Genomic DNA, 23893 nt, shown 5'->3' with positions numbered 1-23893 from the left:
AGGGACGTGGGCTGAACGATGAACGCAAAGGATCTGATGACAGAGGTGCCGACGACCGTGAGTCCAGAGCACAGTGTATGGCACGCGACTCAGATCATGCTGTCTGAACATGTGAGCGGGGTCCCCGTACTTGCCGATGATGGCCTGCTTGCCGGCATTGTGACCGAGGGCGACCTCCTGCGGCGCACGGAGCTCGGAACCGCAGAGGCGTTCCCCAATCCCTTGCAAGACGCCGATGCGGTTGCGAGGGCCTATGTGAAGAGTCGGAGCTGGAAGGTCGGCGATGTCATGACGAAGAATGTCATCACGATCGACGAGAACGCCGCTGTGCACGAGATCGCCAAGCTGATCGACCAGCATGACATCAAGCGCCTGCCGGTCATGCGCAAGGAGCGACTGGTTGGCATCGTCAGCCGGGCTGATCTCTTGAAGGTCATTGCGACCGGCAAGCCGGATGCCGAGATCCGAGGCGACGAGGCTGTGCGGCGCGCCATTGTCGCACGCCTCGCCGAAGCCGCTTCGGTTCTATCAGCCCAGCCGGTCGTCGCCGTCGAGGGCGGGATCGTGCATGTCGCAGGTGATATTCGGTCCCAAGACGAGCATGATGCGATTCGCATGATCGTTGAAGGTGTTGCCGGACCAGGGTTCAAGGATGATCTCAGTATCTCGAAAAAAGGTCCTGTAAGGCTATGATCTGAGATGTGCCTGTCCGCAGAAGCGAGCTTCACGGCCGCCGCGATTCTGATGCCTGCCGGAGTATTGAGCACCTATCGCGCCTGGCAGACCGATCGGCGATACCTCGCGATCGCTGCCCTGCCATTCCTGTTCGGTCTCCAGCAAGCGACGGAAGGGCTCGTATGGACTGCCGGACAGTGGGGCGATCAGGACCTCGTGACGCGCTATTCGCTGGCCTACATGTTCTTCACTTGGCTCGCCTGGCCGGTCGGCGCGCCGGTCTCGACCTACTTCATCGAGCACGGGCGGCGCCGGAGCCTCTATTTGTTCTTCGCTATCGCCGGGGGCATGCTAGGCGCACTGCAATATGTGCCGTATTTCGCGCATGAAGGCTGGCTGACGACAACGTTCCTCGAAAGGGCAGTCCGCTATCAGGATGTCAATCTTCTCGACTTCGTGGTGACGCGCGAAACAACCTATGGCATCTACGCTGCGCTCGTCACCGTTCCATTCCTGTTGTCGCGTGACCGTGCCGTAAAGGTCTTTGGCTTGCTGGTCCTGGGTGTTCTTGTGGTGACATACACATTCTTTGCCTATGCCTATATCTCCGTCTTCTGCTTCGGCGGAGCGCTCATGTCGCTTTATCTTGTCGCGATGACATTGCGTAAGCCGCGAACCGGTTCGGCTATGGGGACTGTCTGACAAGCCCCCAGACCGGCACTGCCAAGTCGCTTGCGGAGACCTAGGCGGTGTGGACGGATTGCCGCATGTCGTATGGCGAGGATTCCTCTGAAGCGTATTGTCTGATTCATGGAGAGCCGACTGATTTGGAGGTCGGCGATGTCCACGAAGATGACGGATGCAGACTGGTCGGTGGCGCTGGAGGTGTTGCGTGCCTCGCTGCCGCGCCGGGGCGACAAAGGTCGGGACGACCGGCTCTTCCTCGAAGCGTTGCACTACTTCTCGGTTCACAACATCACCTGGCGGACGCTGCCGGAGCGGTTCGGCAAGTGGAACAGCGTCTGGAAGCGCTTCGACCGGTTGAGCAAGGCGGGCGTGTTCGAGACCTTCTTCGATCATCTCGCCTCACTGTCGTCCTCGGCGCACCTCGTGCAGATGTTCGACTCGACGATCGTGCGCGCTCATGTCTCGGCGGCAGGCGCCAAAGGGGGCAGAAGGGTCAGGCGCTCGGCCGCTCGCGCGGCGGCTTCTCCACCAAGATCCATCTGAAGACCGATTTCGACGGCCATCCCATCGCCTTCGACCTGACCGGAGGCGAAAAAGGCGACGCACCGCATTTCCCGATCCTGCTTGGCCTCGGTCCCGACGTCGATCCGCGAGCAGTTGTCGGCGACAAGGGTTACGCCAGCAAGGCCAACCGGCAAGCCGCCCGTGCTCGCGGCATCATCCCGGTCATTCCGCACAAGGCCAACGAGAAGGATAAACCTCGCTTCTTCGCAAAGGCCCTCTACCGAGGACGGGCCCGCATCGAACAGGCCGTCGGCAAGCTTAAGCGCTTCAAACGCGTCGCTCTACGCTGCGAGAAGACCAAGCGAAACTTCGCATCCATCGTCGCTATCGCAGCCGGATTCACCTTGGTCAAATCCGTCCACACCACCTAGCGCCATCGCTCGATTGGGAAGACTCCACGAGGCGCAGGGCGGCTGCGGAAATGCTGATGAAGCAGCGAGCTGGAAGGAGCTGGCGAAGAGACCGGCATCGCCCACAGGCGCAATTCGATCTATTTCCATCGATGATGACACTGCAGGACGGGAAGCTTGTTCTTCGCTTTTCCAAGGTCAGGCCTTACGAGTGGACGTCCGTCCGAGGTGGCCCCTTTCGAGGGGAGCGATGGGAGCTTTGCTCGGACGGCTCTCGGCCTGTGGCTCACGCAGTTCGACGTCCGCATCGGCGAGATTGGCGATGATCGGGCAGTCTGGTCGTCCGTCGCCATGGCAATGCTGAGCGAGGTTGCTGAGCGTCGCGATCATGTCCTCTATGGCCTGCCTTTTGTCCTGCAGGTCCCGCACGTGCTGGAGGGAGATTGCCTTCACATCGGCGCTGCTGCGATCCCGGTCGCGCCAAAGCGCGAGAAGATCGCCGATCTGTTTGACAGAGAAGCCGAGGTCCCGAGCCCGACGGATAAAGCGGAGCGCATGAACGTCATTGTCCGAATAGTCACGATACCCCGATTCCTGTCGGGTTGCCGTTTCCGTAAGTCCGATGGATTCATAGTATCGGATCATCTTGGAGTTGACGCCCGAACGCTTCGCTGCCTCACCGATGTTCATGTTCCAAACTCTCCTACTGCGGCTCGGCTGGGGTCACTCGGCCGGAACAAGCGCCGGCCGATGCGCCCGCCTCGCGGGAGTGGAGTCCACGGTCATCGGCGGTCGGAAGCGCTTCAGACGGAGCGCATTGCCGAGCACGAAGACGCTCGATGCCGCCATGGCGCCTGCCGCGAAGATCGGCGAGAGCAGCGTTCCGTTAAACGGATAGAGGATGCCGGCCGCCACCGGGATCAGGCTGGCGTTGTAGGCGAATGCCCAGAACAGGTTCTGCTTGATGTTGCGGATCGTCGCCTTGCTGAGCGCGATGGCGTTGACCACGCCGCGCAGATCGCCTGACATCAGCACAACATCGGCCGCTTCGATCGCCACATCCGTGCCGGTCCCGATCGCGACGCCCACATCGGCCTCGGCGAGCGCCGGAGCGTCGTTGATGCCGTCGCCGACAAAGGCCACGGTTCCGAAGCGCTGGCGCAGCGCCTTGATCGCCTTGACCTTGCCGTCCGGCAGAACCTCCGCCATCACCTCGTCGATACCGAGTTGCCTGGCGATGGCGGTGGCGGTTCTGGCGTTGTCGCCGGTGATCATCGCTACCTTGATCCCCAGCCGATGCAGCGCTGCGATGGAATCGCGTGTCGTCGGCTTGATCGGATCGGCGACGGCAATCGCTGCCGCGAGCCGGCCGTCGATCGCGGCATAGAGCGGGCTCTTGCCCTGGCTCGCCAGACTCTGGCCGACCGGCTCGACCTCCGCGAGGTCGTAACCGAGCTTCTTCATGTAGCGATCCGCGCCAATCTCGACTTGACGGCCATCGACGGTCGCAGCGACGCCGAAGCCCGGAACCGCCTCGAAGTTCTGGACGGTCCCAAAGGTGAGAGCGCGCAGCTTCGCGGCGGCGACGATGGCCTCGGCAATCGGATGCTCGGAGCGTTCCTCGACGGCGGCGACGAGAGACAGGACGTCGGACTCCCCGAACCCGTTGATCAGCGAAAGGTCGGTCAGCTCCGGCCGCCCCTTCGTCAGCGTGCCCGTCTTGTCGAGCGCGATGGCCTTCGCGCTCCTCAGCGTCTGGAGCGCTTCGCCCTTGCGGAACAGGATGCCCATCCTCGCGGCGCGTCCCGTGCCAACCATGATCGACGTCGGCGTAGCGAGACCCATGGCGCAGGGGCAGGCGATGATCAGGACAGCGACGCCGTTGACCAGCGCGAAGGCGAGCGCCGGATCGGGACCGAACACCAGCCAGATTGCGAAGGTCAGTGCCGCGATTCCTATGACGATTGGCACGAAGACGCCGGTCACGCGGTCGACCAGCGCCTGGATAGGTAGCTTGGAGCCCTGCGCGGCTTCGACCATGCGGATGATCTGCGCCAGCACGGTGTCGCCGCCGACCTTGGTGGCGCGGAAGGTGATGCTGCCCGTCTTGTTGATCGTGCCGCCGACGACTGCCGCGCCCGCGCCCTTCTGAACCGGGATCGGCTCGCCCGTGATCATGGACTCGTCCACGAAGGAAGAACCATCGAGCACGTCGCCATCGACCGGCACCCGCTCGCCGGGACGCACCTGCACAATGTCGCCGGCAACGACCTCGGACAGGGCAACCTGTACCGCTTTCCCGTCGCGAAGGACCTGCGCCGTCTTTGCCTGCAGGTCCATCAGCTGTCTGATCGCTTCGCTCGTGCGCCCTTTTGCGCGCGCCTCGAGCCAACGGCCGAGCAGGATCAGCGCGACGATCACAGCCGCCGCTTCGTAATAGACGTTGTGGGTGCCTTCCGGCAGCAGGTGAGGCGCGAAGGTCGCGACCACGGAATAGGCCCAGGCCGCTCCGGTGCCGAGGCTGACCAGCGTGTTCATGTCAGGGCGGCCGCGCAGCAGCGCCGGGACGCCCTTGATGAAGAAACGCAGACCGGGGACGAACAATACCAGCGTCGTCAGAGCGAACTGCAGATACCAGTTCCCCTGCTGCCCGATGGTCTCCATCACCCAAATATGGATTGCCGGAACCAAGTGGCTGCCCATTTCGAGAACCACGACCGGCACGGTAAGGACCGCCGCGAGCATCAGCGCATTGCGCAGCGACCGCATGTCCCGCTCGCGCCGAGCGGCCTCCCGATCCTCGGCAACCGCCCCATTCGTCACCAGACGCGAGCCGTAGCCGGCGCTTACTACCGCAGCAATCATATCCGAGGCGGAAACAGAATTGTCGAGATACCGGATCCGCGCCTTCTCCGTGGCGAGGTTGACCGATGCATCAAGAACGCCGGGAAGCGCCTTCAAGACCTTCTCAACGCGTCCGACACAGGACGCACAGCTCATTCCTTCGACGACGAGTTCCGCCGTCTCGCTACCGACCTCGTAGCCGGCGGTCTCGACCGCGCCGACCACGGCAACCGGGTCGGGTTGTGCGGAAAAATCGACCTCGGCGCGCTCCGTCGCGAGATTGACCGACACGCGCGTCACCCCTGGCAGTGCCTTCAAGGCCTTCTCGACCCTCCCCACGCACGAAGCGCAGGTCATGCCTTCGATGCGTAGCCGCAACGTTGCGGATGGAGAGGCGAATGCGGTTGAGGTCGGCATGTCGTCAGCTCCTTGAATCACAGCTGACCGCGAACATGGTGCTTCCAACAATGGGAAGGTCAACGCCGACTGGTGCATTTTTTCGGCGGGCAGACCTATTGACCTTCCCATTGTTGGAAGCACCACCTTCACTCACGGAGTGCCAAATTGAGGAAAAAAGCCATGGTCTATCTGAAAATCCCCAACATGAACTGCGGCGGTTGTGCTGCGACCGTCACCAAAGCTCTCAAGAGCATCGACGTCGACGCCAGGATTGACGTCGACACGGCGCTGAAGACCGTAAAGCTGGAGAGCAAGGCAGACGTCGAACAAATCAGCGCGGTGCTCAAGTCGGCAGGCTATCCCGCAGAGGTTCAGCCCGGCTGACGCGCCTTTCTCTCGGGGCAAGGACAGGCGCTGGTCCGCTGGCCTGGAGCGGACCGGCGCTGTAGTGCGTTGTTCGGTGCGGAAACGCTGGGAGCCGTCCACCATTCCGGAGCCATCCCGATGCGCCGTGAAGCCGAGATCAACGACGCCGAGATCACCGAACTGTGCTCTCAGATCATGCCGTCCGAACAACATGAGATCGAGCAGACGGTGGGAGTTCTGACGCGACTTCAGGCACGGAGCTCCGTCCTCGGCAAATCTGCGGTCCGGGTGCGGGACGACGGTATATGCCCGCGCCTCGTCCATTCAAGAGCCGATCACGGCTGACGGTCCCGGCCACTCGAAATGCGGCAGCGTCGCAAAGGCAGCGTAGCCGAGCGCAATGGCCACCACCGTAGCGGCCGCCAGCGGGAGCCAGAAGCGAACCGGTCCCGCAACGGCGGCGACGGCCAGGCGGCCAATGGCATTCGTAGCGAGCGCCAGAAGCACGGCGTGTCCGACCGCCTCCATGGTTGCCGGCTGTCCGAGCAGCCGCAACGCGCTGAGCACTGCCACGTCGACATCGAATATTCCCGAGATGGCGGAGGTCGCCACCATCCCGCTGCTGCTTCCGACCGAAAGAGCGGCGCTCACGGTGGAGACGACCGCGAAGAGCGCCGCGAACAACATCAGCGGCCCCACCTCGAAGGGGTTGCGCGGCGGTTGCGTACCTTCGCCCGAAATGGTGTGGCGCGACAGCAGGAGGAGAATGCCGCAGGTCGCAAAGCCGCCGATTGCGGCCAGGATGGCCAGACCCGCGACGCCCAGCACCGACGGCGCGACGATGGCGACGATTGCCGTGACCCGTATCACGGATACGCCCGCCGCGAGGATCGCGGCACCTGCCAGCGGCCAGGGATTCGTTCCGGTCTTGGCGATCCGCGCCAGCGACAGAGTTACGGCGGTGGACGAGATGACGGCTCCGGCAAGACCGCTGACCAGAATACCCCGGGTCGTGCCGAGAGCCCGGACCGCGATGTAGCCGAGGAAGGAGATCGCCGCCGTCAGCACGGTGAAGAGCCACACCTGCCGGGGATTGAAGCCGCCCCAGGGATCGACGGCTCGATCGGGCAGCAGCGGCAGGATGATCGCCGTCATCACCGCGAGCACCAGAGCCGAACGAAGCTCGATCCAGGAAATTCGCCTGAGAAGCCCGTGCAGAAGCTCGCGACTGGCGAGAACCGCGGCGAGCGCGGCCCCACCGGCGGCGGCGGCGCGCTGATCCCCGACGACGGCAAGCGCCCCCAAGGCGAACACGCCCAGCGCGGCGATGATGCCGGTCACGCTGTAATCCTCATCGTGGAGGGACTCGCGTGCCTTGTACCAGGCGAAGACCGCGGTGAAGGCGAGGAAGCCGGCGATCAGAATGGAGGGAGCATCAAGGCTGGCGCTGAGAGCCGCCACCACGCCGCCGAGCAGTCCGGAGATGCCGTATGTTCGGATGCCCGCCGCGCGGCCGCCATCCGGCGTGTCGCGCTCGCGCCACCCACGCTCCAGGCCGACGAGCAAGCCAATGGCAAGTGCCAGACCGAGCTGCAGGATCAAGAAGTCCATGGCGTGGCCCGTGATGGATAAGTCACGTCATCAGCGCAGCTGATCATGACGGTCGCCTGTTCGTCTGAGCAGCACCTTGTCGCACCGATAGAATTGATCCCAAAGCGCTGCCACGACGCCGGCGAGAACCAATTGCCGCCTCATGCCTCGACCTTGACGATATCGCCGGACCGGGCGGCGTATTCCAGGGCATAGGCGAGTTCGGCACGCGTCTCGGCATGGACATGAAGCATTGGCTGGCCCTTGTCGATCTCGTTGCCCAGCCGCACGTCCATGCGAACGCCGGCGGCCTTGGCCTCGGGCGCTCCAGCGAGTTTTGCAAGCCGGGCGAGCTTTCGATTGTCGATATGGACGATGCGTCCTGCATGCGGGGCCACAAGCGGATGGACGTTGGACGCAGTCGGAGGTGTCCGCATCCCGCCCTGCGCCTCACAGATGGCTTCGAACTTCGCCCAGGCGCGCCCGTCGGAGAGCGTTTCGAGCGCCAGTCGAGTCCCTTCACCCGTTGCCACTTTTCCGCCGATTTCGAGCGCTGCACCCGCAAGCGTCGCGGCGCGCCTCCTGAGATCGTCCGGCGCATCGCCGGCATTTTGAAGGACAGCCAGGACATCGAGAGCCTCGAGCGCCGGCCCGATCCCCCGGCCGACCGGCTGTGAACCATCGGTCTGGAGACATATCGCGGTCAGGCCGAAACGCGCGGCGACCGCCCCCATGCGTTCGGCGAGGTGACCGGCGAGTTCCTCGCTGCGGACCTTGGCGGTCGGGCCGACAGGAATATCGATCACCACATGGGTCGAGCCCGCGGAAATTTTCTTCGACAGCACGGACGCGATGAGCTGGCCTTCGGTATCGACATCGAGCTCACGCTCGACGCGCACGAAGATGTCGTCGGCGGGACTGAGATGCACCGCGCCACCCCAGGCGATGCAGCCGCCTTCAGCCTCCACCACGCGCCGGAGCGTCGCAATGTCGAGGTCGACTGGAGCGAGCGTCTCCATCGTATCGGCCGTGCCTGCCGGCGAGGTTATCGCGCGTGAAGAGGTTTTGGGCATGATGAGGCCCTGCGCTGCGACGATCGCGACAATGATCGGCGTGGTGCGATTGCCCGGCAGGCCGCCGATGCAGTGCTTGTCGACGACGATCGGGGCATCCCAGCGCATACGCTCGCCAACCTCGACCATCGCGCCGGTCAGATCGGCGGTCTCCTGCTCGTCCAGAGGCAAGGCGGCGCCCGCCGTCAGGAATGCGGCAAGATGCACGTCGGTGTATCGTCCGGCGACAATGTCTTTGACAATCGCCGTGAAGGCGGATGCGTCGAGGCGGTTGCCGTAGATGCGCCGGCGCACGCTTGCCAACGATTCGATCGCCGGCGCATGTGTGACTTTAACGGCTTCGCCGTCCGCAATGCCGAGGATCGTCCAGGCGGTCTCAGAAAGAGCGACCTCGTCGAGCGCGATCAATTCGCCGCCCTCTATCTGAAAGAGCGTTGCCTGCACCTCCCGATTGCCTGTCGAAACAAGAACCTGCGAGCGTGCGGCAAGGCCCTCCGAACGGCAGACATGGCAGTCTGTGCGCATGATGACCACGGCCTGATGCTGGGTGTGCAGGCCAAGACGCTTGGCGCGGAGCATCGGCTGTGCAAGGGCGTCGGTCCGTTCGAGGGCTGCGGTCATAGATCGAACACCTGATCCTGACGGGGAACGCTCGCGCTCCATCCGAGATCCCTGTCGATGCGTACGCGCAGCGCCTCAGCGGCTTCGGGCTCGCCATGCACGATGAAGACACGCGAGGGGCTGTGACGGAAACCCGAGAGCCAGTGCATCAGGTCGTTGGCGTCGGCGTGAGCCGAGAGCATCGTCAGATCGTCGACCTCTGCGCGAACGGGAATCCATTGGCCGTGGATCTTGATCTCGCTTGCACCCTGCAACATGGCACGTCCGCGCGTTCCGACGGCCTGGAAGCCGGAGAACAGGATGGTGTTCTTCTGTTCGGGCGCGAAAGCCTTCAGATGATGGAGCACGCGACCGCCGGTCGCCATGCCGCTCGCCGAGATCACCACCTTGGGATAGGGGCTCGCCGTGATCGCCTTGGACCCTTCGACATCTCTCGTATACGTAGCAATTCCGCAGATCGCGCCGCAGACCTCCGGTGTGAGGCGATGATCAGCAGGGTGCGCATGAAGCAAATCGGTCGCGTCGATCGCCATAGGGCTGTCAAGATAGATCGGAATGTTCGACAGCCTGCTGGCGGTCTTCAGCTTCCACAGATGATAGAGCAGCGATTGTGCGCGGCCGACCGCGAAGGCCGGGATCACGACGGTGCCGCCGCGTTGGACTGTGCGCTCGATCACCGCGCCGAGAACCTCGGTGATGTCGCCCGGTTTATGAATGCGATCGCCGTAGGTGGATTCGATGACAATGAAGTCGGCTTCCGAGACTGGCTCGGGATCCGGCATGACCGGATCGCCGTAGCGTCCGAGATCGCCGGAGAAGGTAACGCGACGGCCGGCCCAGCCGATATCCGCGGTTGCAGCGCCCAGGATGTGCCCAGCATGGCGGAACATCAGCGTCGGACCGCCAGGAAGCTGAACGAGCTTTCCAAAGGGAACGGCTGAGAAGAACTCGAGCGCGCGTTCCGCGTCGCGAACTCCGTAGAGCGGCAAGGCCGGCTTGTGCTTCGAGAATCCCTTGCGGTTGGCGTATTCGGCGTCCTTCTCCTGCAGATAGCCGCTGTCTTGAAGGATCAGCTCGGCCACATCGCGCGTGGCCTCGGTTGCGAAGATGCGGCCGCGAAAGCCGTCGCGCACCAGCTTCGGCAGATAGCCGGAATGGTCGAGATGGGCATGGGTCAACACGACGGCGTCGATGCTGGAGGGCTCGACCGGCAAGGGCTCCCAATTCAGCTCGCGCAAGTTCTTGAGGCCCTGGAACAGGCCACAGTCGATCAGGATGTGCTTTCCATCATGAGTCAGGAGATGTTTCGAGCCAGTGACGGTGCCGGCACCGCCCAGCGAGGTCAGCGTAAGCATGGCGGCCTTCAGATCACGGGTTGGAAAAGATCGGCGGGGTTACCCCTACTGTCGACGGCGGCGCGTTCGGCGGGCGTGAGCAGATCGTCGCGTGACCAACCGGCAAGCGGGGTCGCCGCATCGATCAGGTGAGCCCAGGAGCAGCGATTGGCGAACAGCATGCCGTCGACATCGAGCGTGCCGCCCCGGCTGATATAGCCGCGCGCGGCGGTTCTCAGCGGTCCCCCGTCCAGCCGCCTCAACAGACCAAGCATCGGCTCGGGCCGCGTATGAGTGACGATGACGCGGGGAAGCTGCGGGGGAAATAGTGCGGCGAGATCCTCGTCGCTCGCGGTGAAGGCGGCCTCGATCGGGTCGCGCGGCGCACGGAAGCGACCCGGTTCCGCCAATGCCGTCACGACGGCTTTGAGGCCACGGGCCGAGAGGCGTCGTGACGCCTTGAGCGCCTCCTCGAGCTGATAGGCCCCGACCGCCACCAGTTGCAGGTCGGCTTCGCCGGGATTGCCATCGATATGGGCCGCGCCCTCGGACACGAACCGGCCAGCCGCCTCGCCGTCGAGCCGGTGCGGCATGTCGCGCTTCGATACGATCAGGCAGGCTACCTGGCCGCGTCCGTCATAGACCGATCGCAGCGCGGCCATTGCGCTGTTCGCGTCGACTGGAAAGAGCACCCGGGCTGTGTCCGACATCTCGCCGAGCAGTGCCTCGCCAATCGTCGGGTCCTGGTGCGATTGCTCATTCTTGGAGTTCTCCCAGGTGTGGGAGGTGACGACGAGGGGCACCGAGATCCAGCCGGACTCCTGACCGACCTCGCGACGACGCCGGGCGAAGACGATCTCCTGACGGAGGCCGCCCAGCATCTTCATGGCGAAGGCCTCATAGCTGACGATCAGGTTGAGCCCGCCTTTGTTGGCGAGCGCCGCACCTGCAACTGCTTCCTCGTTGAGCGCGGTGATGACGGCGCCATCAACGGCTTCGGCTACCCCGGGCTCGGCGACGTTGACGCGATGCCGCAGACGATCGAGCGCGGCGCCCATATGGTTGGAGCGCAACTCGTCGGGATTGCCGAGCCGCGGCCGTAAATCCGGATTGGCATCGACGACGCGCACGAACCAGCGGTCTAGCGCATGCATGGCGCAGTCCGGAGCATCGCCCACGCGGATCCATTCGGGTTCGGGGAGCTGGGGTGACGGCGGGCTTCGCAGTGCGAGGGGATGGCGGCTTTCGAGCGGCCGGTTCTGCGGGTCGTGAATGGCAAGCGCGCCGACCGCGCGGTCAATCTCTTGCAGCGGAACGAAGAGCGCTGCTGCAGCTTCGTTGAAGGCGTTTCGTGCCGCGTCATCGCGCGACGGGTTGCCGTCGATCGGAAGGTTGTGCGCCGCATTGGTGCCGGCGCCCGGAAAGCCGAACCCCTTGATCGTCTTGGCGATCACATAGGGGATGGGCGCGGGATAGACGTGATCGGCATCGGCGGCGAAACGTCCGAGCCGCTCCTCGGCCGTGAGGATCGCCCAGGCGAACGCGGCCGGGTCGCGGCCGTCGATCGCGAAGGGATCGAAGCCGTTATGGCGAAGATGGGCCGCGAGCCAGTCGGCCCCGCCCTGCTGGGCAATCTGAGCGCGCTCCTCGATGCGGCGTCCGTTGAGGATCATGATGGGGATCGCGAGGCCGGAATCCTCGGCGCGCCACCAGCGGGGTGTCCAGTCGGAGCCGCGCTGCTCCTCGAAGGCACCGTCACTCAGGAAGGCGATGAGACTCTCTCCGGGAAGCGGCATGTGCACATATTGCACCTCCGCGAAACCAAGATAGCCTCCCTCCGAGATCGCCCCGGCGGTGTTGGGACCAGCATGGCTGCCCAGCGGGACCGCGGCGCGACCCTCCGCATCGATCGCATAGGAATAGAAGTCGGCCGCGAGCTGAGAGAGCCCCTTCTCGGTCCGGTCGTAGCGGCCTTTCTGCGTCGGCGAGACGTCGCCAGTCAGCGCATTGACGGCCTCGATCGCTGCGACGCAATGGCCTTGCCCCATCAGCCACGAGCGGGTCTTGGCGGTGATCGTGTTGGCGGTGAGATAGCCGACAAAAGCAGGAACCATGTTGAGCGAGCCACCGGTATGGCCTTCAGGCGTCGGCTTGAACGCAGCGGCCGGCAGCGGCGCGCCGGAGAGATTGACCCGGCTGGCATAGGTCATGTGGACGACGGTCCACATCGCCGCGCAGGCCAGACGGTCGGCAGCGGCGAGCAGCCGGTAGAGCCTGTCGGGCGCCATGTATCCCGAGGCTGCGAGTGCTGCAACACGCTCGACCGTCTCGGCGCTGTGCTCGATGGGCCCGTAGCCCTTCTGCCAGATCGCGAATGCGTCCGATGTCATTTCACTCATGTTGCGCTATCACCTTTTCCTTGTTGTGGGACCGGCGTCCGCGTTCGACTGACGCCGCTTGTCCATGGCGGAGGATCGCTGGCCGGAAAGGAGTCGATGCCGGCGCGTTCGACTTCATCGAGCGGTTCGGCCGGCCGCCTGTGGCGGACAATATCCCGCGGGACATTCCGGGCGGCCGAGATGGCGGCGGCTATCAGGGGTGCGAGACGGATGGCGTTGCTCGCATGCAGGACAGAATCGCTCGAAACGATTCTGTCGGCGACGGCCAATAAGCGCTGGTAGGAATCCTCGGCGAAGAGGCCATGGATGACGGCGCAGACGGGCCGCGCGAACCCCTGGAGCGGAAGCTTGCATGCGGCTTCAAAGAGCGTGTCGCCGGACGACGCGATGTCGTCGACGAGGACCGGCCGGAGGCCGCTCCATTGCGAGAGGTCGGGGAGCTCGACGTCGACGCTGCGGTCGCCGTGCCTGGTTTTGCTTAGAACGGCATGGGGTGCGCCGATGCGCGCGGCAATGGCCGAGACCCACTGCTCGCTTTCCTCGTCCGGCCCGATGATGAGAGGCTTCTGCACCTCAGCCGCGATCCAGTCGGCGAGAAGCGGCGCGGCATGAAGCGTCTCTGTCGGGATCGTGTAGAGTGCGGAAAGAGCGGCATAGCGATGAAGGTGCGGGTCGACGGTCACCAACCGGTCGAAGGTCGAGGACACGAGGCGGGCAAAGGTCTTCGAGGTCACCGCTTCGCCGGGCAGAAAGCGACGGTCTTGCCGCATATAGGCGAGATAGGGCGCAACGAGCGTGACCTCGCGCGCACCGAGCGACCGGGCCGCATCGGCCGCGAAAACGAGACGCAGGAACCCGTCATCCGGCGGCGCCAGGGTGCAGACGAGATCGACGGGACGGTTCGCAATATTGGAGAGAATCCGAACGTAGGTCTCGCCGTCGGGAAAGCGGCGCGTCTCGATCGCACCCAGTTCCCATCCCCCGGACTCGGCAAGATGTCGGGCGAAGATTTCGTTTCCGGGCAAGGGAAGGATCAGGCGCATGGATCATGCTCCTCATTTCTTCCGGTAGAACCGCAGAAACTGCGCGTTGATGGCGACGATGACGGTGCTGGCCGACATGAAAACGGCGGCGACGGCTGGGGTCATCAGGAAACCCGTTCCGAAGGTGATGCCGGCCGCCATCGGGATGGCAATTGCGTTGTATCCGGTCGCCCAGATCAGGTTCTGTACCATCTTGCGGTAGGTGGCGCGTGACAGGCCGAGGATCGCGGCCACATCGCGCGGATCGCTTCTGACCAGGACGACGTCGGCCGATTCCACGGCAACGTCAGTGCCAGCGCCGATGGCGATCCCGAGATCGGCCACGACCAGCGCCGGCGCGTCATTCACGCCGTCGCCAACCATGGCAACCTGCAGTCCGCGCGCCTGCAATTCCTTGATCTTCTCGGACTTCTGATCCGGCAGCACCTCGGCGAAATATTCAGCTATGCCCAGTTCGTCCGACACCGCTTGCGCGACCCCCTTGGCATCGCCAGTGAGCATCACGGAGTTGATCCCGAGCGCCTTCAGTTCGGCGATGGCCTCCTTCGATTCCTGCCGGACGATATCGGCCAGCGCGAACAGCGCGCGCGGCTCGCCGTCGCGGACGAGCACGACCACTGTCTTGCCCTGGGCCTCCAATTGCTTGAGCCGCTCGTGGCCGATCGCCTTGCCCTGCCTTGCGAGGTGGCCGGGGCTGACGATACGGATGTCGGCGCAGTCAACCTTTGCGACGATGCCCTCTCCGGTGATGTTGCTGACCTCGCTTGCCTTCGGGACGGTCAAGTTGCGATCCCTGGCCTCGGCGACGATGCCGTGGGCGATCGGATGCTCGGACTGGCTCTCGGCCGCTGCCGCCAAGGCGAGTTCTTCGTTCTCGTCACCGCCGGCGAGCAGCACGATGTCGCTCACGCCAAACCGGCCCTCGGTCAGCGTTCCGGTCTTGTCAAAGACCACCGCATTTAGATTGCGCGCGCGTTCAAAGGCCGCGCGGTCACGGATCAGAAGTCCGTTTCCGGCGCTGAGCGAGGTGCTGACGGCGACGACGAGCGGAACGGCAAGCCCGAGCGCATGCGGGCAGGCGACGACCATCACCGTCACCATGCGCTCGAGCGCGAATTCAAGCGACGCGCCGAGAACGAGCCACCAGACGAAGAGCGTCCCGAAGCCTACGGTAAGGGCGATGTAAGTGAGCCACGAGGCAGCACGGTTGGCGATGTCCTGCGTCCTGGAGCGCGTCGCCTGCGCCTTCTTCACGAGATCGATGACCTGTGCGAGATAGGTGGCATCGCCCGTGGCGGTCACCTCGATGGTCACGGCGTTGGCGCCGTTGATCGCGCCGCCGATGGCGGTGGCACCGACGGTCTTGGAAACCGGGCGGGATTCGCCGGTCAGCATCGCCTCGTTGAAGCCGGACGACCCCTCGATGATCTTCCCGTCGACGGGCACCTTGGCGCCCGGGCGGACGAGAACCCGATCGCCCGGCTGCAATGCGGAGATGGGGACCTCTTGCATCGAGCCGTCGGCGCCGATCTTCGTAGCGCTGTCAGGCAGCAGCCGGACCAGTTCCTCGAGCGCGCGCGATGCACCCATCACGGAGCGCATCTCGACCCAGTGGCCGAGAAGCATGATCGCGACCAAAGTCACGAGCTCCCAATAGAATGGCTCTCCCGGAAAGCCAAAGGTGGTGGCGGCCGAGAAGAAGTAGGCGGCCGAGATCGCCAGCGCGATCAGAGTCATCATTCCGGGCTGCCCCTTGCGCAGCTCGGACAGGAAGCCGGTGAGAAACGGCCAACCCCCATAAACATAGACGATCGTTGAAAGAGCGAAGAGAACCAGTCCATCTCCCGCAAAGGCCAGCGTCTCGGCAACGCCAAGCCAGTGCTGGATCATCGGCGACAGAAGCAGGACCGGCGGCGTGAGAAGGAGTGTGACCCAGAACCTTCGGCGGAAGTCGGCGACCATCGCACCATGATCGTGCCCGGCATGCTCGGAATGACTGGAACCGGCCGCTGCCACGATCTTGGGATCGGTGTGACGATCGTCTTGGCGCCTGCCGCCAGCGTGATCGGCATGACCATTGTGATCGTGGGCATGTGGCCGGTCAGAGGTCATTCTACGAGATCCTGCTGTTTGCTACGGCCTTTGGGAGACCATGGTGCTTATGGAATGCTCGACGAGATTCGGCCCGCGCGCCAGCGACGTGAGCGCCATTTCGTGCCGAGCCAGCTTGGTCGCCGGTTCCCCACGGCACGTCTTTGATCGAGGTTAAGTTCGCCGATGGGCCAAAAGGTCATAGGTGAAGCTCAATCTCGGTGTCGTACTCCGACGGCCGAGCGGTAGCGGCCTGCCGTGTCGGATTGTGCGAGGCTCGGGCGGCAGACGATTGTCGAGACGGTAACCCCAACCCACGGACGGAGAGGCGCCGAGCCACCCGGCGTGCACCAGCCTGAGCATGCCGGACCTCAGAACCGGTTGCATTTGCCGCCGTTCCAAAACTCCAGTGCCGGAAAAAATGTCGCCGACACGCTACCATCATTTGTGCGACAAACCTGCGCTTCATCCTCCCCTGGCTGAGTTCGCTCGACCGGAATCCGCACTACGGCCGCCACGAACCTTCACCATAGGGCTCCTGCATACGCGGCCGATCGACGTGGGAGGCGAGATGGGTCTGGTCCCGAGCGCGGGATGAAGCCGGCTATCGACAGGCCGCGCCCATGCAACCGGGACTGGAGCAGACGTGGAGACCATCTCAGTTGCCTTGATCCTTCTGCTAGCCGTTGTGATCAGCGGTGCGCTCGCGCGCATGTCGCCGATCGCCCTACCGCTTCCCCTTTTTCAGATCGCGCTCGGCGTGGTCATCGCGTCGGTGGCCAATCTCGGCGTCGAACTGGAACCGGAGATTTTCTTCCTGCTGTTCCTGCCGCCGCTCCTGTTCCTGGACGGCTGGCGCATCCCCAAGGAGGGTGTGTTCCGGGACAAGGGCACGATCCTGGAGCTTGCCTTCGGCCTGGTCGTGTTCACCGTGGTCGGCGTCGGCTTCCTGGTGAACTGGATGATCCCGGCCATGCCGCTGGCGGTTGCTTTCGCGCTGGCGGCCATCGTCTCGCCCACCGATCCGATCGCGGTGTCGGCCATTGCTGCCAGAGTGCCCATTCCCAAGCGGCTGATGCACATCCTCGAAGGCGAGTCGCTGCTTAACGATGCGTCGGGCCTGGTCTGCATGCGCTTCGCGGTTGCCGCGACCCTGACCGGTACATTCTCCCTCGCCGAGGCCGCCGGCACATTCCTCTGGGTTGCGATCGGCGGCATCGCGATCGGCATGGGAGTGACCTGGTCGGCGACCAAGGCGAAGAACTGGATCTCGCGCAAATTCGGGGAAGAAACCGGCTCGCAGATCCTGATCAGTCTGCTGATCCCCTTCGCCGCCTATCTTCTGGCCGAGCGTCTTCATTGTTCGGGGATTCTCGCCGCGGTCGCGGCCGGCATCACCATGAGTTATGTGGAGCAGACCGGACAAGCGCTCGCCGTCACCCGTGTCCGTCGCAGCGCCGTCTGGGACACGGTCCAGTTCACCGCCAACGGAATCATTTTCGTTCTGCTGGGCGAGCAGCTCCCTCAGATCCTGGCCGGGGCGGCGCAGGTCGTGCACGAGACCGGGCATCACGAGCCGGCCTGGCTCCTCGTCTACGTCGTCTCCATCAACCTGGCGCTTGCGGCATTGCGGCTTCTTTGGGTTTGGACCTCGCTGCGTTTCACCTTGTTCCGGGCTGCGCGCCGGGGTGAAGCTCTCGTCACGCCGAGTTGGCGTCTGATCGCCGCCATGTCGCTTGCAGGCGTGCGCGGAACGATCACGCTCGCCGGCGTTCTGACCTTGCCGCTGGTGATGGCCGACGGGACAGCGTTTCCGGCGCGTGACCTCGCCATCTTCCTGGCCGCCGGCGTGATCATCCTGTCGCTCGTCGCCGCCAGCATCGGCCTGCCACATCTTCTCAAGGGGCTGGAACTGCCGCCGGAGCCTTCGCATCAGGAAGACGAAGACCGCGCCCGGATCGCCGCGTCCGAGGCGGCGATCCGGGCCGTCGAGCGGGCCCAGCATGATATGGGCGAGGGACGCAGCGACGCCGATCTTTACGTGGATGCCGGAGCGCGGATCATGGAGCTTTACCGCCAGCGCATCGATGGCCGTTCCAAGACTGGCGAGGAGCGCGATCTCGCCCGGAAGATCGACGAGATCGAACGCAGGCTGCGCCTGGCCGGCTTGCGTGCCGAACGCGACGAGATCTATCGCATTGTTCGCAGCCGGAGCCTCACAGACGAGGCGGCGCGCAAGCTGGTCAGGGAAGTCGATCTGCTGGATGCGAGATTCAGAGTAACGTGAGGAACCTTCGATAAGCGCACAAAGGTGCCGCAACACGACCGCGGCGTCGCTTCAGGACGACACTCATAGGTTTTGCGGGAGTGCTGAGCCGCGCCAACAAAGGGCGCGGCTCGATCTCCGAGTGGTGCGATGCAGGGCCTGCTAGAGCCTCGGCTTTGAGGGGATCGTGGCCCCACCCGTCATCGTCGGCATTTGCGGATCGCCCGGCGGCATGGATGACATATACGCGGGCGCCTGTCCGCTTGGGAAATCCTCCTTCTGGACGTCGAGAAACTCGTGACGTTCACGCTCCTTTTGGGGACGCGTAGACGGATAATAGTCAGCGAAAGCAGGTGCCGCAGACAGCAGCGCCACCATGCCACCGAACAGGATCTTCCTCACCCACAAGCATTCCAAGGTGATCGAATGGCTGGGCCGACACCCGCGCTGGACGTTCCATTTCACGCCCACCTCGGCGAGCTGGCTCAATGCCGTCGAGGGCTTCTTCGCCATCCTCACCAAGCGCCGCCTCACGCGCAGGGTCTTCAAGGGCGTCGTCGATCTCCAGGCCGGTATCAACTGCTTCGTCGTCGATCATAACCAGCAGCCAAAGCCCTTCGTCTGGACCGCCGATCCTAACAAAATCACCGCCGCCGCTGCCCGCGGCCACCAAGTGCTAACTTCCGTCCGATAGCCCTTGGGCATGTCAGCGCGGCAATCCTATCGTCGCACCGGATGTCCGATCTTCGGCTAGCGACCAAAGGGGAAGTTCGACCCCAAGCGGAAGTTCACTCGCCCTCGGTTAAACTCACACCCATGACCCGAAGCCAACTTCCGCAGCAGTGCTGGAGGTGACCGCTTGCGCCTTAATCCCGGCCGTTGAAATCAGCTTTGCCGATGCCTGAAAGCAGACATTGCTGACGACACGCGAATCCGCCGGATTGTCTTGCTCCACTAGCAGTCTCAGCGGAGGCCTCTACCTGCATGCAGCGGCCGCTAGCGCATCTGTCGAGTGCAGTGCTGCGGAAGTCGAAGTAGTTTAATCTAGAAAATACCTCCAGATATTCTAGTCAAAGTCCATGCGATAGAAAGGTTTGATGCGCGATGGGTGGCGCTAGCCGGTTGATGTCCCGGCAATAGCTGACGGTTCAGTTTCCAAATTGGTCAGCTGAACCGATGGATCATTTCTAAGAGCCGATCACAGGATCGAGCGAGGCTCCGCGTCGGCGCAGTCGCGACACCAAGTAAGAGCCCGGAAGCGGCGCCGTCGGGCGTCGCATACCAGGGTGAAAGCGGCGCCGGAAACATGCCGAACGTCAAAGCTTCGCGTGCCACGGCCACGTCCGATGCTCTCTTCGACAACTTAAGCAGCACGGCCAATCCGGGCGCAGCAACGCGATCCGCGCCGACCGACGCTTGAAAACAATCCAGAACCGCCTGTCGCTTGGCGGCATAGGCGCGCTTGGTGCGCCGGAGATGGCGCATATAGTGACCTTCATGCATGAACTCGGCAGTCGCGAGTTGCACCGCGGGGCCAGGTGGCGGCGCGAGACACGCTGCCACCTCCGCGAACCGGGAGATCAGTTCGACCGGCGCGACCAGAAAGCCAAGCCGAAGAGTCGGACTGATCGTCTTGCTGAACGAGCCGATGTGGATGACGCGCCCGTCCCGGTCGAGCGACGCGAGCGCCGGCGCAGCCCTTCCCGCCAGTTGCAACTCGCTCAGATAGTCGTCTTCGATCACCCAGACCTGGTTCGTCGCTGCCCATTCGAGCAGACGAAGGCGCCGCTCAAGCGACAAGGTGACCCCCAGTGGCGCCTGCTGACCGGGGGTCACGAGGACGAGCTTGGCATCAGGGTGATGGCGAAGCCCGTGATCGATATCGATACCGTGGGCATCAATCGGGATCGGAGCCAGGGATAAGCCGGCCAGTTCGAGGCCCTTTCTCGACCATGGAAAGCCGGGATTCTCAACCCACGCGATTCTGCCGCTCAGGCTGAGAGCGCTGGCCACCAGTCCCAGCCCGGCGCCAAACCCTGCGGTGATGATGACCTGCGATGGCAGGCAATTAATGCCGCGGGCGACGGCAAGATAGCCTGCGATTTCGCGCCTCAGCTCAAGCTCGCCGCGAGGGTCGGGATAAAGAGGAGGCGCACTCGCCTCGGCGCGGACCGCGTGCGCGCGAATGCGCGCGAATAGGGTTGCCGGGAAGGTCTCGGTTGCCGGCACGCCCATTTGGAAGAACGCGGGTCCCTGCGTCATTTCCAGATAGTTCTCCAGGAACGAGCCGACGTCCGGCGGCAGCTCGCTCTTGGTCGCGGCGCGGGGGCGTTGAGCGACGTGTGTGCCCGTCGCCCTCGATGCCTCGATCAACTGGGCGGCGGCGAGCTTCTCGTAGGCGGTCCGCACTGTTCCGCGCGCGACGCCGAGTTGGGCAGCGAGATCCTGCCATGATGGTAAGCGCGCACCCGGCTCCAGCACGCCATCTTCGATGGCTTTGGCCAACGCCTTTCGGATCTGCTCCGACAGAGGAGCCTTGGCCGAACGATCGACATTCAAGTTCAGTCGCTTATTCACGCCACCATAGTACACGATTTCTTCGTGTTCTTGGTTCTTTTGTCTGGCCCAAAATGGGTCATCTTCCGGGGCATCAGAAGGAGAAACCCCGTGAAGGCCAGAACCATCATCCCTGCCATCTGGATCGCGTTTGCCTCCGTGATCGCCGGGCCCGCCTCGGCCCATGACGGTCAGACCGAGACGGTCGCGCGCAAATTCGGCCAGGCGATTCCGAACATCCCCGGCAAGTCGCTCGTGGTCGTGGAAGTCGACTATGCGCCGGGCGCGGCTTCCCCGTCGCACCGGCACGCCAAGTCAGCGTTCATCTATGCCTATGTGCTTTCGGGCGAGATCGAATCGAAGGTGAACGACGGCGAGACCCGCATCTACAGTGCCGGCGAGAGCTGGTCCGAACCGCCGGACGCGATCCATTCGATCAGCCGCAACGCGAGCAAGACCGAGCCGGCGAAATTGCTGGCGGTCTTCGTCGTCGATTCCGACGACAAGACACTCACCACCCCCGTCAAGTGAGATGGAAGTAACCTGAAAATGACCAACAGGCTCGATTACAATCAGATTGCTCCCAACGGCGCCAAGGCGCTCGGCGGCGTCTATGGCTATGTCCTGCAGAGCGGCCTGCCCGGCGAACTGGTGGACCTTGTCTATCTGCGGATCTCGCAGATCAACAACTGCGCCTATTGCCTCGACATGCACACGCGCGAACTCATCAAGAGGGGCGTGAAGGTCGAGAAGCTCGCGCTGGTGCAGGCGTGGGCGGAAGGCGGCAGCCTCTTCAGCCAGGCCGAGCGTGCCGCGCTCGCCTGGGCCGAGAGCGTGACGCTCGTCGCCGAGACCGGCGTGCCGGACAGCGCCTACAAGGCCGCGCGGGAGGTTTTCGACGAGAAGCAGCTCGTCGACCTCACAATCGCGATCAGCGTGATGAACAGCTACAATCGCATGGCCATCAGCTTCCGCAACACGCCGCAGGCCGTGCTCGAAAATTGATGGAGTACGAGCCATGCCCATGGATGAGATTTCCGGGACAAGGATCCCCGACAGCAAGATTGCGCGTGAGGTGACCGAGTTCATTCGGGACACCGAAGGCGATCTGCTCTTCCATCACTCGGTCCGGGTCTATTTCTGGGGAGCCATGACGGGAAGCCGGAGGGGTATGACCTTTGACCCGGAGCTGCTCTATACGGCCGCCATGTTTCACGACATCGGCCTTACCACCCGCTATGAGAATAGCCAGCTACGCTTCGAAGTGGACGGCGCCAATGCCGCGCGTGATTTCCTGCGGGAGCATGGCATCTCCGAAAGCGATATCGAGATCGTCTGGAACGCCGTCGCTCTCCACACCACGCCTGGCATACCGGAATTCATGCGCCCGGAGATCGCGCTGGTGCAGGCGGGGGCCGGCATGGATGTCGCCGGCCGCGGCTATGACGAATTTACTGACGCGCAGCGCGATTCCGTCATCGCCGCCTTCCCCCGGGAAGCCGACTTCAAGCACGGGATCATCGACGCCTTCTACCGGGGCATGAAGCACCGTCCGCACAGCACGTTCGGAACGTTCAACGACGATGTCCTGGCGTTCAAGGATCCGAACTTTCGGCGGGTCGACATGTGCAGCATCATCCTTGCTTCAAACTGGAATAGCTGAACGGAAGCCGCTTCTGGTCCGAAGCCGAGGCTTCGATCCTGGACTCATCCACACCGGCATTGTGACGGGTCAGCCTGCCCGGTTCCGAGCCCGGGAATGCCAGGCACTGCCAGTCCGACCGTCCGCTTTGGCCGTCTCTGACCCCAAACCTGCCAGTCCGCAATCGGTCCCCGAAGCAGACGTCTAACCGGCGGCAGTGGCGGTTGATTTGCTGACGCGTCGACAAGACCTAGCCTAGTCGAGCCCCTGTGCCGGCTGCACAGAGGCGCGGTCCCGGTAGCCACTACAACCTGATGTTGTGGCTAATTAAACGGCAACAAGCGTTGGTGTTTCGGAACGACCGCTTGCGCGCACGTCGCCAACGGCAAGGCTGAACGTCTTAGATTGCGCTAATATCTTTGAAAAAGTCGGGGGTGATTGCTCGCGAGGTTCTTCGTACACGGCGGGCCAAGTAACGCCCCGGACTTTTTCAACGATGTCCCGCCATAAGCGGACATTTCAACCACTCAATCGACACCGTCATATGTGAACGACTGGAGCGCGTCGGCATCGACAATCCTTATGCGATTGTAACCCAGTTCGACCCATCCTTGCGTTTGCATTCGTTTGAGCAACCGGCTGACGACGTCGCGCGACGCGTTGGCGATCTCGCCAAGCTCGGACTGCGTCATCATGACCTCGTGCGGCGGCGGTGAAGGATCGGCCACCGATGCACCTGAAATTCGCAATAGCGCGGCCGAAATGCGACGGTCCGTAGAGCGAATGAGGAGATCGCTGACGACGTGGATCGCCAGCTTCATGTTTTCTTCAGCCAGCGCGCCAATCCGCTGGATGGCCGATGGATCTTCCGTCCTTAGCTTGTTGACCCCAGCGATGGGGAGGTGCAGTGCGGAGCCGGGTTCGATCGCACGAAACGTGAAGACGCGAGTTTGGCCCGAAAGCGCTGGACCGGTACCGATCCAATTGTATCTGCGAAGAACATGAGCCACGCGCGATAGCGACCGCCCGACCATCACCTCGGCGGCAAATCCGCCCTCCAGCAGTCCGTATATGCCACCGGCGGCATCGCCGATGCGGTAGAGGTACTCGCCTTTGGCGAAATTGACCAAATAGCCCTGGCGAAAGAGCGCATTCTGGAACGAGACCGGCTGGCGCGAAAGCCAACCGGCTGAAGCAAGAATGCGTTCAGCGTCGGCCCTGTCCATTCGCACTGCCCCTCATTGCCCTCATAGCCATAACCATTTTTTTTGACGATTGTTGTGTTTGCAGCAAAGGGGCCAAAAAATCGGTGTTACACGCGACCCGTTGTTTTTGGGGGAACCGAAATGATCTCACGCCGGACTTCACGTTACGCTGCGATTGGACTTGCATT

At 63.4% G+C, this 23893-nt stretch carries 19 protein-coding genes and 2 pseudogenes; 11 read left to right on the top strand and 10 right to left on the bottom strand.

Annotated elements, in window-relative coordinates; all coding sequences use genetic code 11:
• Positions 1-18 precede the first annotated feature (18 nt).
• From V5F63_RS25845 to V5F63_RS25830, 4 genes and pseudogenes are all read left to right on the top strand, one after another.
• Positions 19-693 (top strand): CBS domain-containing protein, encoded by a 675-nt coding sequence (locus V5F63_RS25845; protein ID WP_394015560.1) that lies wholly within the window; start codon positions 19-21, stop codon positions 691-693.
• A gap of 6 nt (positions 694-699) precedes the next feature.
• Complete coding sequence (locus V5F63_RS25840) at positions 700-1377, top strand: DUF6629 family protein (RefSeq protein WP_298314247.1); 678 nt, start codon at positions 700-702, stop codon at positions 1375-1377.
• A 108-nt stretch (positions 1378-1485) separates the two neighbouring features.
• Positions 1486-1686: pseudogene (locus V5F63_RS25835) on the top strand (transposase); the annotation flags it as partial.
• Complete coding sequence (locus tag V5F63_RS25830) at positions 1686-2297, top strand: IS5 family transposase (RefSeq protein WP_394015559.1); 612 nt, start codon at positions 1686-1688, stop codon at positions 2295-2297. The pseudogene V5F63_RS25835 and the gene V5F63_RS25830, both read left to right, overlap by 1 nt.
• A 177-nt stretch (positions 2298-2474) precedes the next feature.
• Here the strand turns inward: V5F63_RS25830 and cueR are convergent, their stop codons facing one another.
• Both cueR and V5F63_RS25820 read right to left on the bottom strand, forming a co-directional pair.
• Positions 2475-2966, bottom strand: a complete 492-nt coding sequence (gene cueR / locus V5F63_RS25825; protein ID WP_298314249.1) for a Cu(I)-responsive transcriptional regulator — start codon at positions 2964-2966, stop codon at positions 2475-2477.
• A 33-nt stretch (positions 2967-2999) separates the two neighbouring features.
• On the bottom strand, positions 3000-5537 hold the full coding sequence (locus V5F63_RS25820) for a heavy metal translocating P-type ATPase (RefSeq protein ID WP_394015558.1): 2538 nt from the start codon (positions 5535-5537) through the stop codon (positions 3000-3002).
• Positions 5538-5699: 162 nt separating this feature from the next.
• On the opposite strand from V5F63_RS25820, the gene V5F63_RS25815 reads away from it, so the two are divergent.
• On the top strand, positions 5700-5903 hold the full coding sequence (locus tag V5F63_RS25815) for a heavy-metal-associated domain-containing protein (protein ID WP_213375400.1): 204 nt from the start codon (positions 5700-5702) through the stop codon (positions 5901-5903).
• A 120-nt stretch (positions 5904-6023) separates the two neighbouring features.
• Entirely contained in the window at positions 6024-6230 is a 207-nt protein-coding gene (locus tag V5F63_RS25810) for a hypothetical protein (protein ID WP_213375401.1), read from the top strand.
• Here V5F63_RS25810 and V5F63_RS25805 read toward each other — a convergent pair.
• From V5F63_RS25805 to V5F63_RS25780, 6 genes are all read right to left on the bottom strand, one after another.
• On the bottom strand, positions 6210-7496 hold the full coding sequence (locus V5F63_RS25805; RefSeq protein WP_213375403.1) for an MgtC/SapB family protein: 1287 nt from the start codon (positions 7494-7496) through the stop codon (positions 6210-6212). The genes V5F63_RS25810 and V5F63_RS25805 overlap by 21 nt on opposite strands.
• A 140-nt stretch (positions 7497-7636) precedes the next feature.
• Positions 7637-9169, bottom strand: a complete 1533-nt coding sequence (locus V5F63_RS25800; RefSeq protein ID WP_213375404.1) for a thymidine phosphorylase family protein — start codon at positions 9167-9169, stop codon at positions 7637-7639.
• The gene (locus V5F63_RS25795) at positions 9166-10524 is read right to left on the bottom strand and encodes an MBL fold metallo-hydrolase RNA specificity domain-containing protein (protein ID WP_394071851.1); all 1359 of its coding nucleotides are present in this window, start codon (positions 10522-10524) and stop codon (positions 9166-9168) included. Before V5F63_RS25795 ends, V5F63_RS25800 begins: the two co-directional genes overlap by 4 nt.
• An 8-nt stretch (positions 10525-10532) precedes the next feature.
• The gene (locus tag V5F63_RS25790) at positions 10533-12902 is read right to left on the bottom strand and encodes a phosphoketolase family protein (RefSeq protein ID WP_394071852.1); all 2370 of its coding nucleotides are present in this window, start codon (positions 12900-12902) and stop codon (positions 10533-10535) included.
• Positions 12899-13945 carry a ribose-phosphate pyrophosphokinase gene (locus V5F63_RS25785; protein WP_213375406.1) on the bottom strand — a complete coding sequence of 349 codons (1047 nt, stop codon included), beginning with the start codon at positions 13943-13945 and terminating at the stop codon, positions 12899-12901. The genes V5F63_RS25790 and V5F63_RS25785 overlap by 4 nt, the downstream gene beginning before the upstream one ends.
• 12 nt (positions 13946-13957) lie before the next feature.
• Positions 13958-16057 carry a heavy metal translocating P-type ATPase gene (locus V5F63_RS25780; RefSeq protein WP_394071853.1) on the bottom strand — a complete coding sequence of 700 codons (2100 nt, stop codon included), beginning with the start codon at positions 16055-16057 and terminating at the stop codon, positions 13958-13960.
• 625 nt (positions 16058-16682) lie between these two features.
• Between V5F63_RS25780 and V5F63_RS25775 the strand changes: the two genes are divergently transcribed.
• Both V5F63_RS25775 and V5F63_RS25770 read left to right on the top strand, forming a co-directional pair.
• On the top strand, positions 16683-18323 hold the full coding sequence (locus tag V5F63_RS25775; protein ID WP_394071854.1) for a Na+/H+ antiporter: 1641 nt from the start codon (positions 16683-16685) through the stop codon (positions 18321-18323).
• Between the two features lie 373 nt (positions 18324-18696).
• A pseudogene (locus V5F63_RS25770) lies at positions 18697-18996 on the top strand (IS630 family transposase); the annotation flags it as partial.
• A 470-nt stretch (positions 18997-19466) separates the two neighbouring features.
• Here V5F63_RS25770 and pdxR read toward each other — a convergent pair.
• Positions 19467-20894, bottom strand: coding sequence for a MocR-like pyridoxine biosynthesis transcription factor PdxR (gene pdxR, locus V5F63_RS25765; RefSeq protein WP_509210864.1), 1428 nt, complete (start codon positions 20892-20894; stop codon positions 19467-19469).
• A gap of 75 nt (positions 20895-20969) precedes the next feature.
• Between pdxR and V5F63_RS25760 the strand changes: the two genes are divergently transcribed.
• The 3 genes from V5F63_RS25760 to V5F63_RS25750 are packed head-to-tail and all read left to right on the top strand — an operon-like array spanning position 20970 to position 22521.
• Complete coding sequence (locus tag V5F63_RS25760; protein ID WP_394071855.1) at positions 20970-21389, top strand: cupin domain-containing protein; 420 nt, start codon at positions 20970-20972, stop codon at positions 21387-21389.
• An 18-nt stretch (positions 21390-21407) separates the two neighbouring features.
• A complete protein-coding gene (locus tag V5F63_RS25755; protein ID WP_394071856.1) occupies positions 21408-21863 on the top strand; it encodes a carboxymuconolactone decarboxylase family protein in 456 nt (151 codons plus the stop codon).
• A 13-nt stretch (positions 21864-21876) separates the two neighbouring features.
• Positions 21877-22521, top strand: a complete 645-nt coding sequence (locus V5F63_RS25750) for an HD domain-containing protein (protein ID WP_509210863.1) — start codon at positions 21877-21879, stop codon at positions 22519-22521.
• Positions 22522-23027: 506 nt separating this feature from the next.
• On the opposite strand, the gene V5F63_RS25745 is transcribed toward V5F63_RS25750, so the two are convergent.
• Positions 23028-23726 (bottom strand): Crp/Fnr family transcriptional regulator, encoded by a 699-nt coding sequence (locus V5F63_RS25745; protein WP_394071858.1) that lies wholly within the window; start codon positions 23724-23726, stop codon positions 23028-23030.
• Positions 23727-23893 lie beyond the last annotated feature (167 nt).

Origin of the sequence: Xanthobacter wiegelii (assembly GCF_043193855.2) — a bacterium.
In the GTDB taxonomy this organism is placed as follows: Bacteria; Pseudomonadota; Alphaproteobacteria; order Rhizobiales; family Xanthobacteraceae; genus Xanthobacter; species Xanthobacter flavus_A.
Note: the sequence above shows the minus strand (reverse complement) of the source record. Positions and strands in the feature narration are given on the sequence as shown.

Coding starts and splice junctions, on each gene's coding strand:
- V5F63_RS25845 (WP_394015560.1), top strand. CDS start 19: ATGAACGCAAAGGATCTGATGACAGAGGTGCCGACGACCGTGAGTCCA.
- V5F63_RS25840 (WP_298314247.1), top strand. CDS start 700: ATGTGCCTGTCCGCAGAAGCGAGCTTCACGGCCGCCGCGATTCTGATG.
- cueR (WP_298314249.1), bottom strand. CDS start 2,966: ATGAACATCGGTGAGGCAGCGAAGCGTTCGGGCGTCAACTCCAAGATG.
- V5F63_RS25820 (WP_394015558.1), bottom strand. CDS start 5,537: ATGCCGACCTCAACCGCATTCGCCTCTCCATCCGCAACGTTGCGGCTA.
- V5F63_RS25815 (WP_213375400.1), top strand. CDS start 5,700: ATGGTCTATCTGAAAATCCCCAACATGAACTGCGGCGGTTGTGCTGCG.
- V5F63_RS25810 (WP_213375401.1), top strand. CDS start 6,024: ATGCGCCGTGAAGCCGAGATCAACGACGCCGAGATCACCGAACTGTGC.
- V5F63_RS25805 (WP_213375403.1), bottom strand. CDS start 7,496: ATGGACTTCTTGATCCTGCAGCTCGGTCTGGCACTTGCCATTGGCTTG.
- V5F63_RS25800 (WP_213375404.1), bottom strand. CDS start 9,169: ATGACCGCAGCCCTCGAACGGACCGACGCCCTTGCACAGCCGATGCTC.
- V5F63_RS25795 (WP_394071851.1), bottom strand. CDS start 10,524: ATGCTTACGCTGACCTCGCTGGGCGGTGCCGGCACCGTCACTGGCTCG.
- V5F63_RS25790 (WP_394071852.1), bottom strand. CDS start 12,902: ATGAGTGAAATGACATCGGACGCATTCGCGATCTGGCAGAAGGGCTAC.
- V5F63_RS25785 (WP_213375406.1), bottom strand. CDS start 13,945: ATGCGCCTGATCCTTCCCTTGCCCGGAAACGAAATCTTCGCCCGACAT.
- V5F63_RS25780 (WP_394071853.1), bottom strand. CDS start 16,057: ATGACCTCTGACCGGCCACATGCCCACGATCACAATGGTCATGCCGAT.
- V5F63_RS25755 (WP_394071856.1), top strand. CDS start 21,408: ATGACCAACAGGCTCGATTACAATCAGATTGCTCCCAACGGCGCCAAG.
- V5F63_RS25750 (WP_509210863.1), top strand. CDS start 21,877: ATGCCCATGGATGAGATTTCCGGGACAAGGATCCCCGACAGCAAGATT.
- V5F63_RS25745 (WP_394071858.1), bottom strand. CDS start 23,726: ATGGACAGGGCCGACGCTGAACGCATTCTTGCTTCAGCCGGTTGGCTT.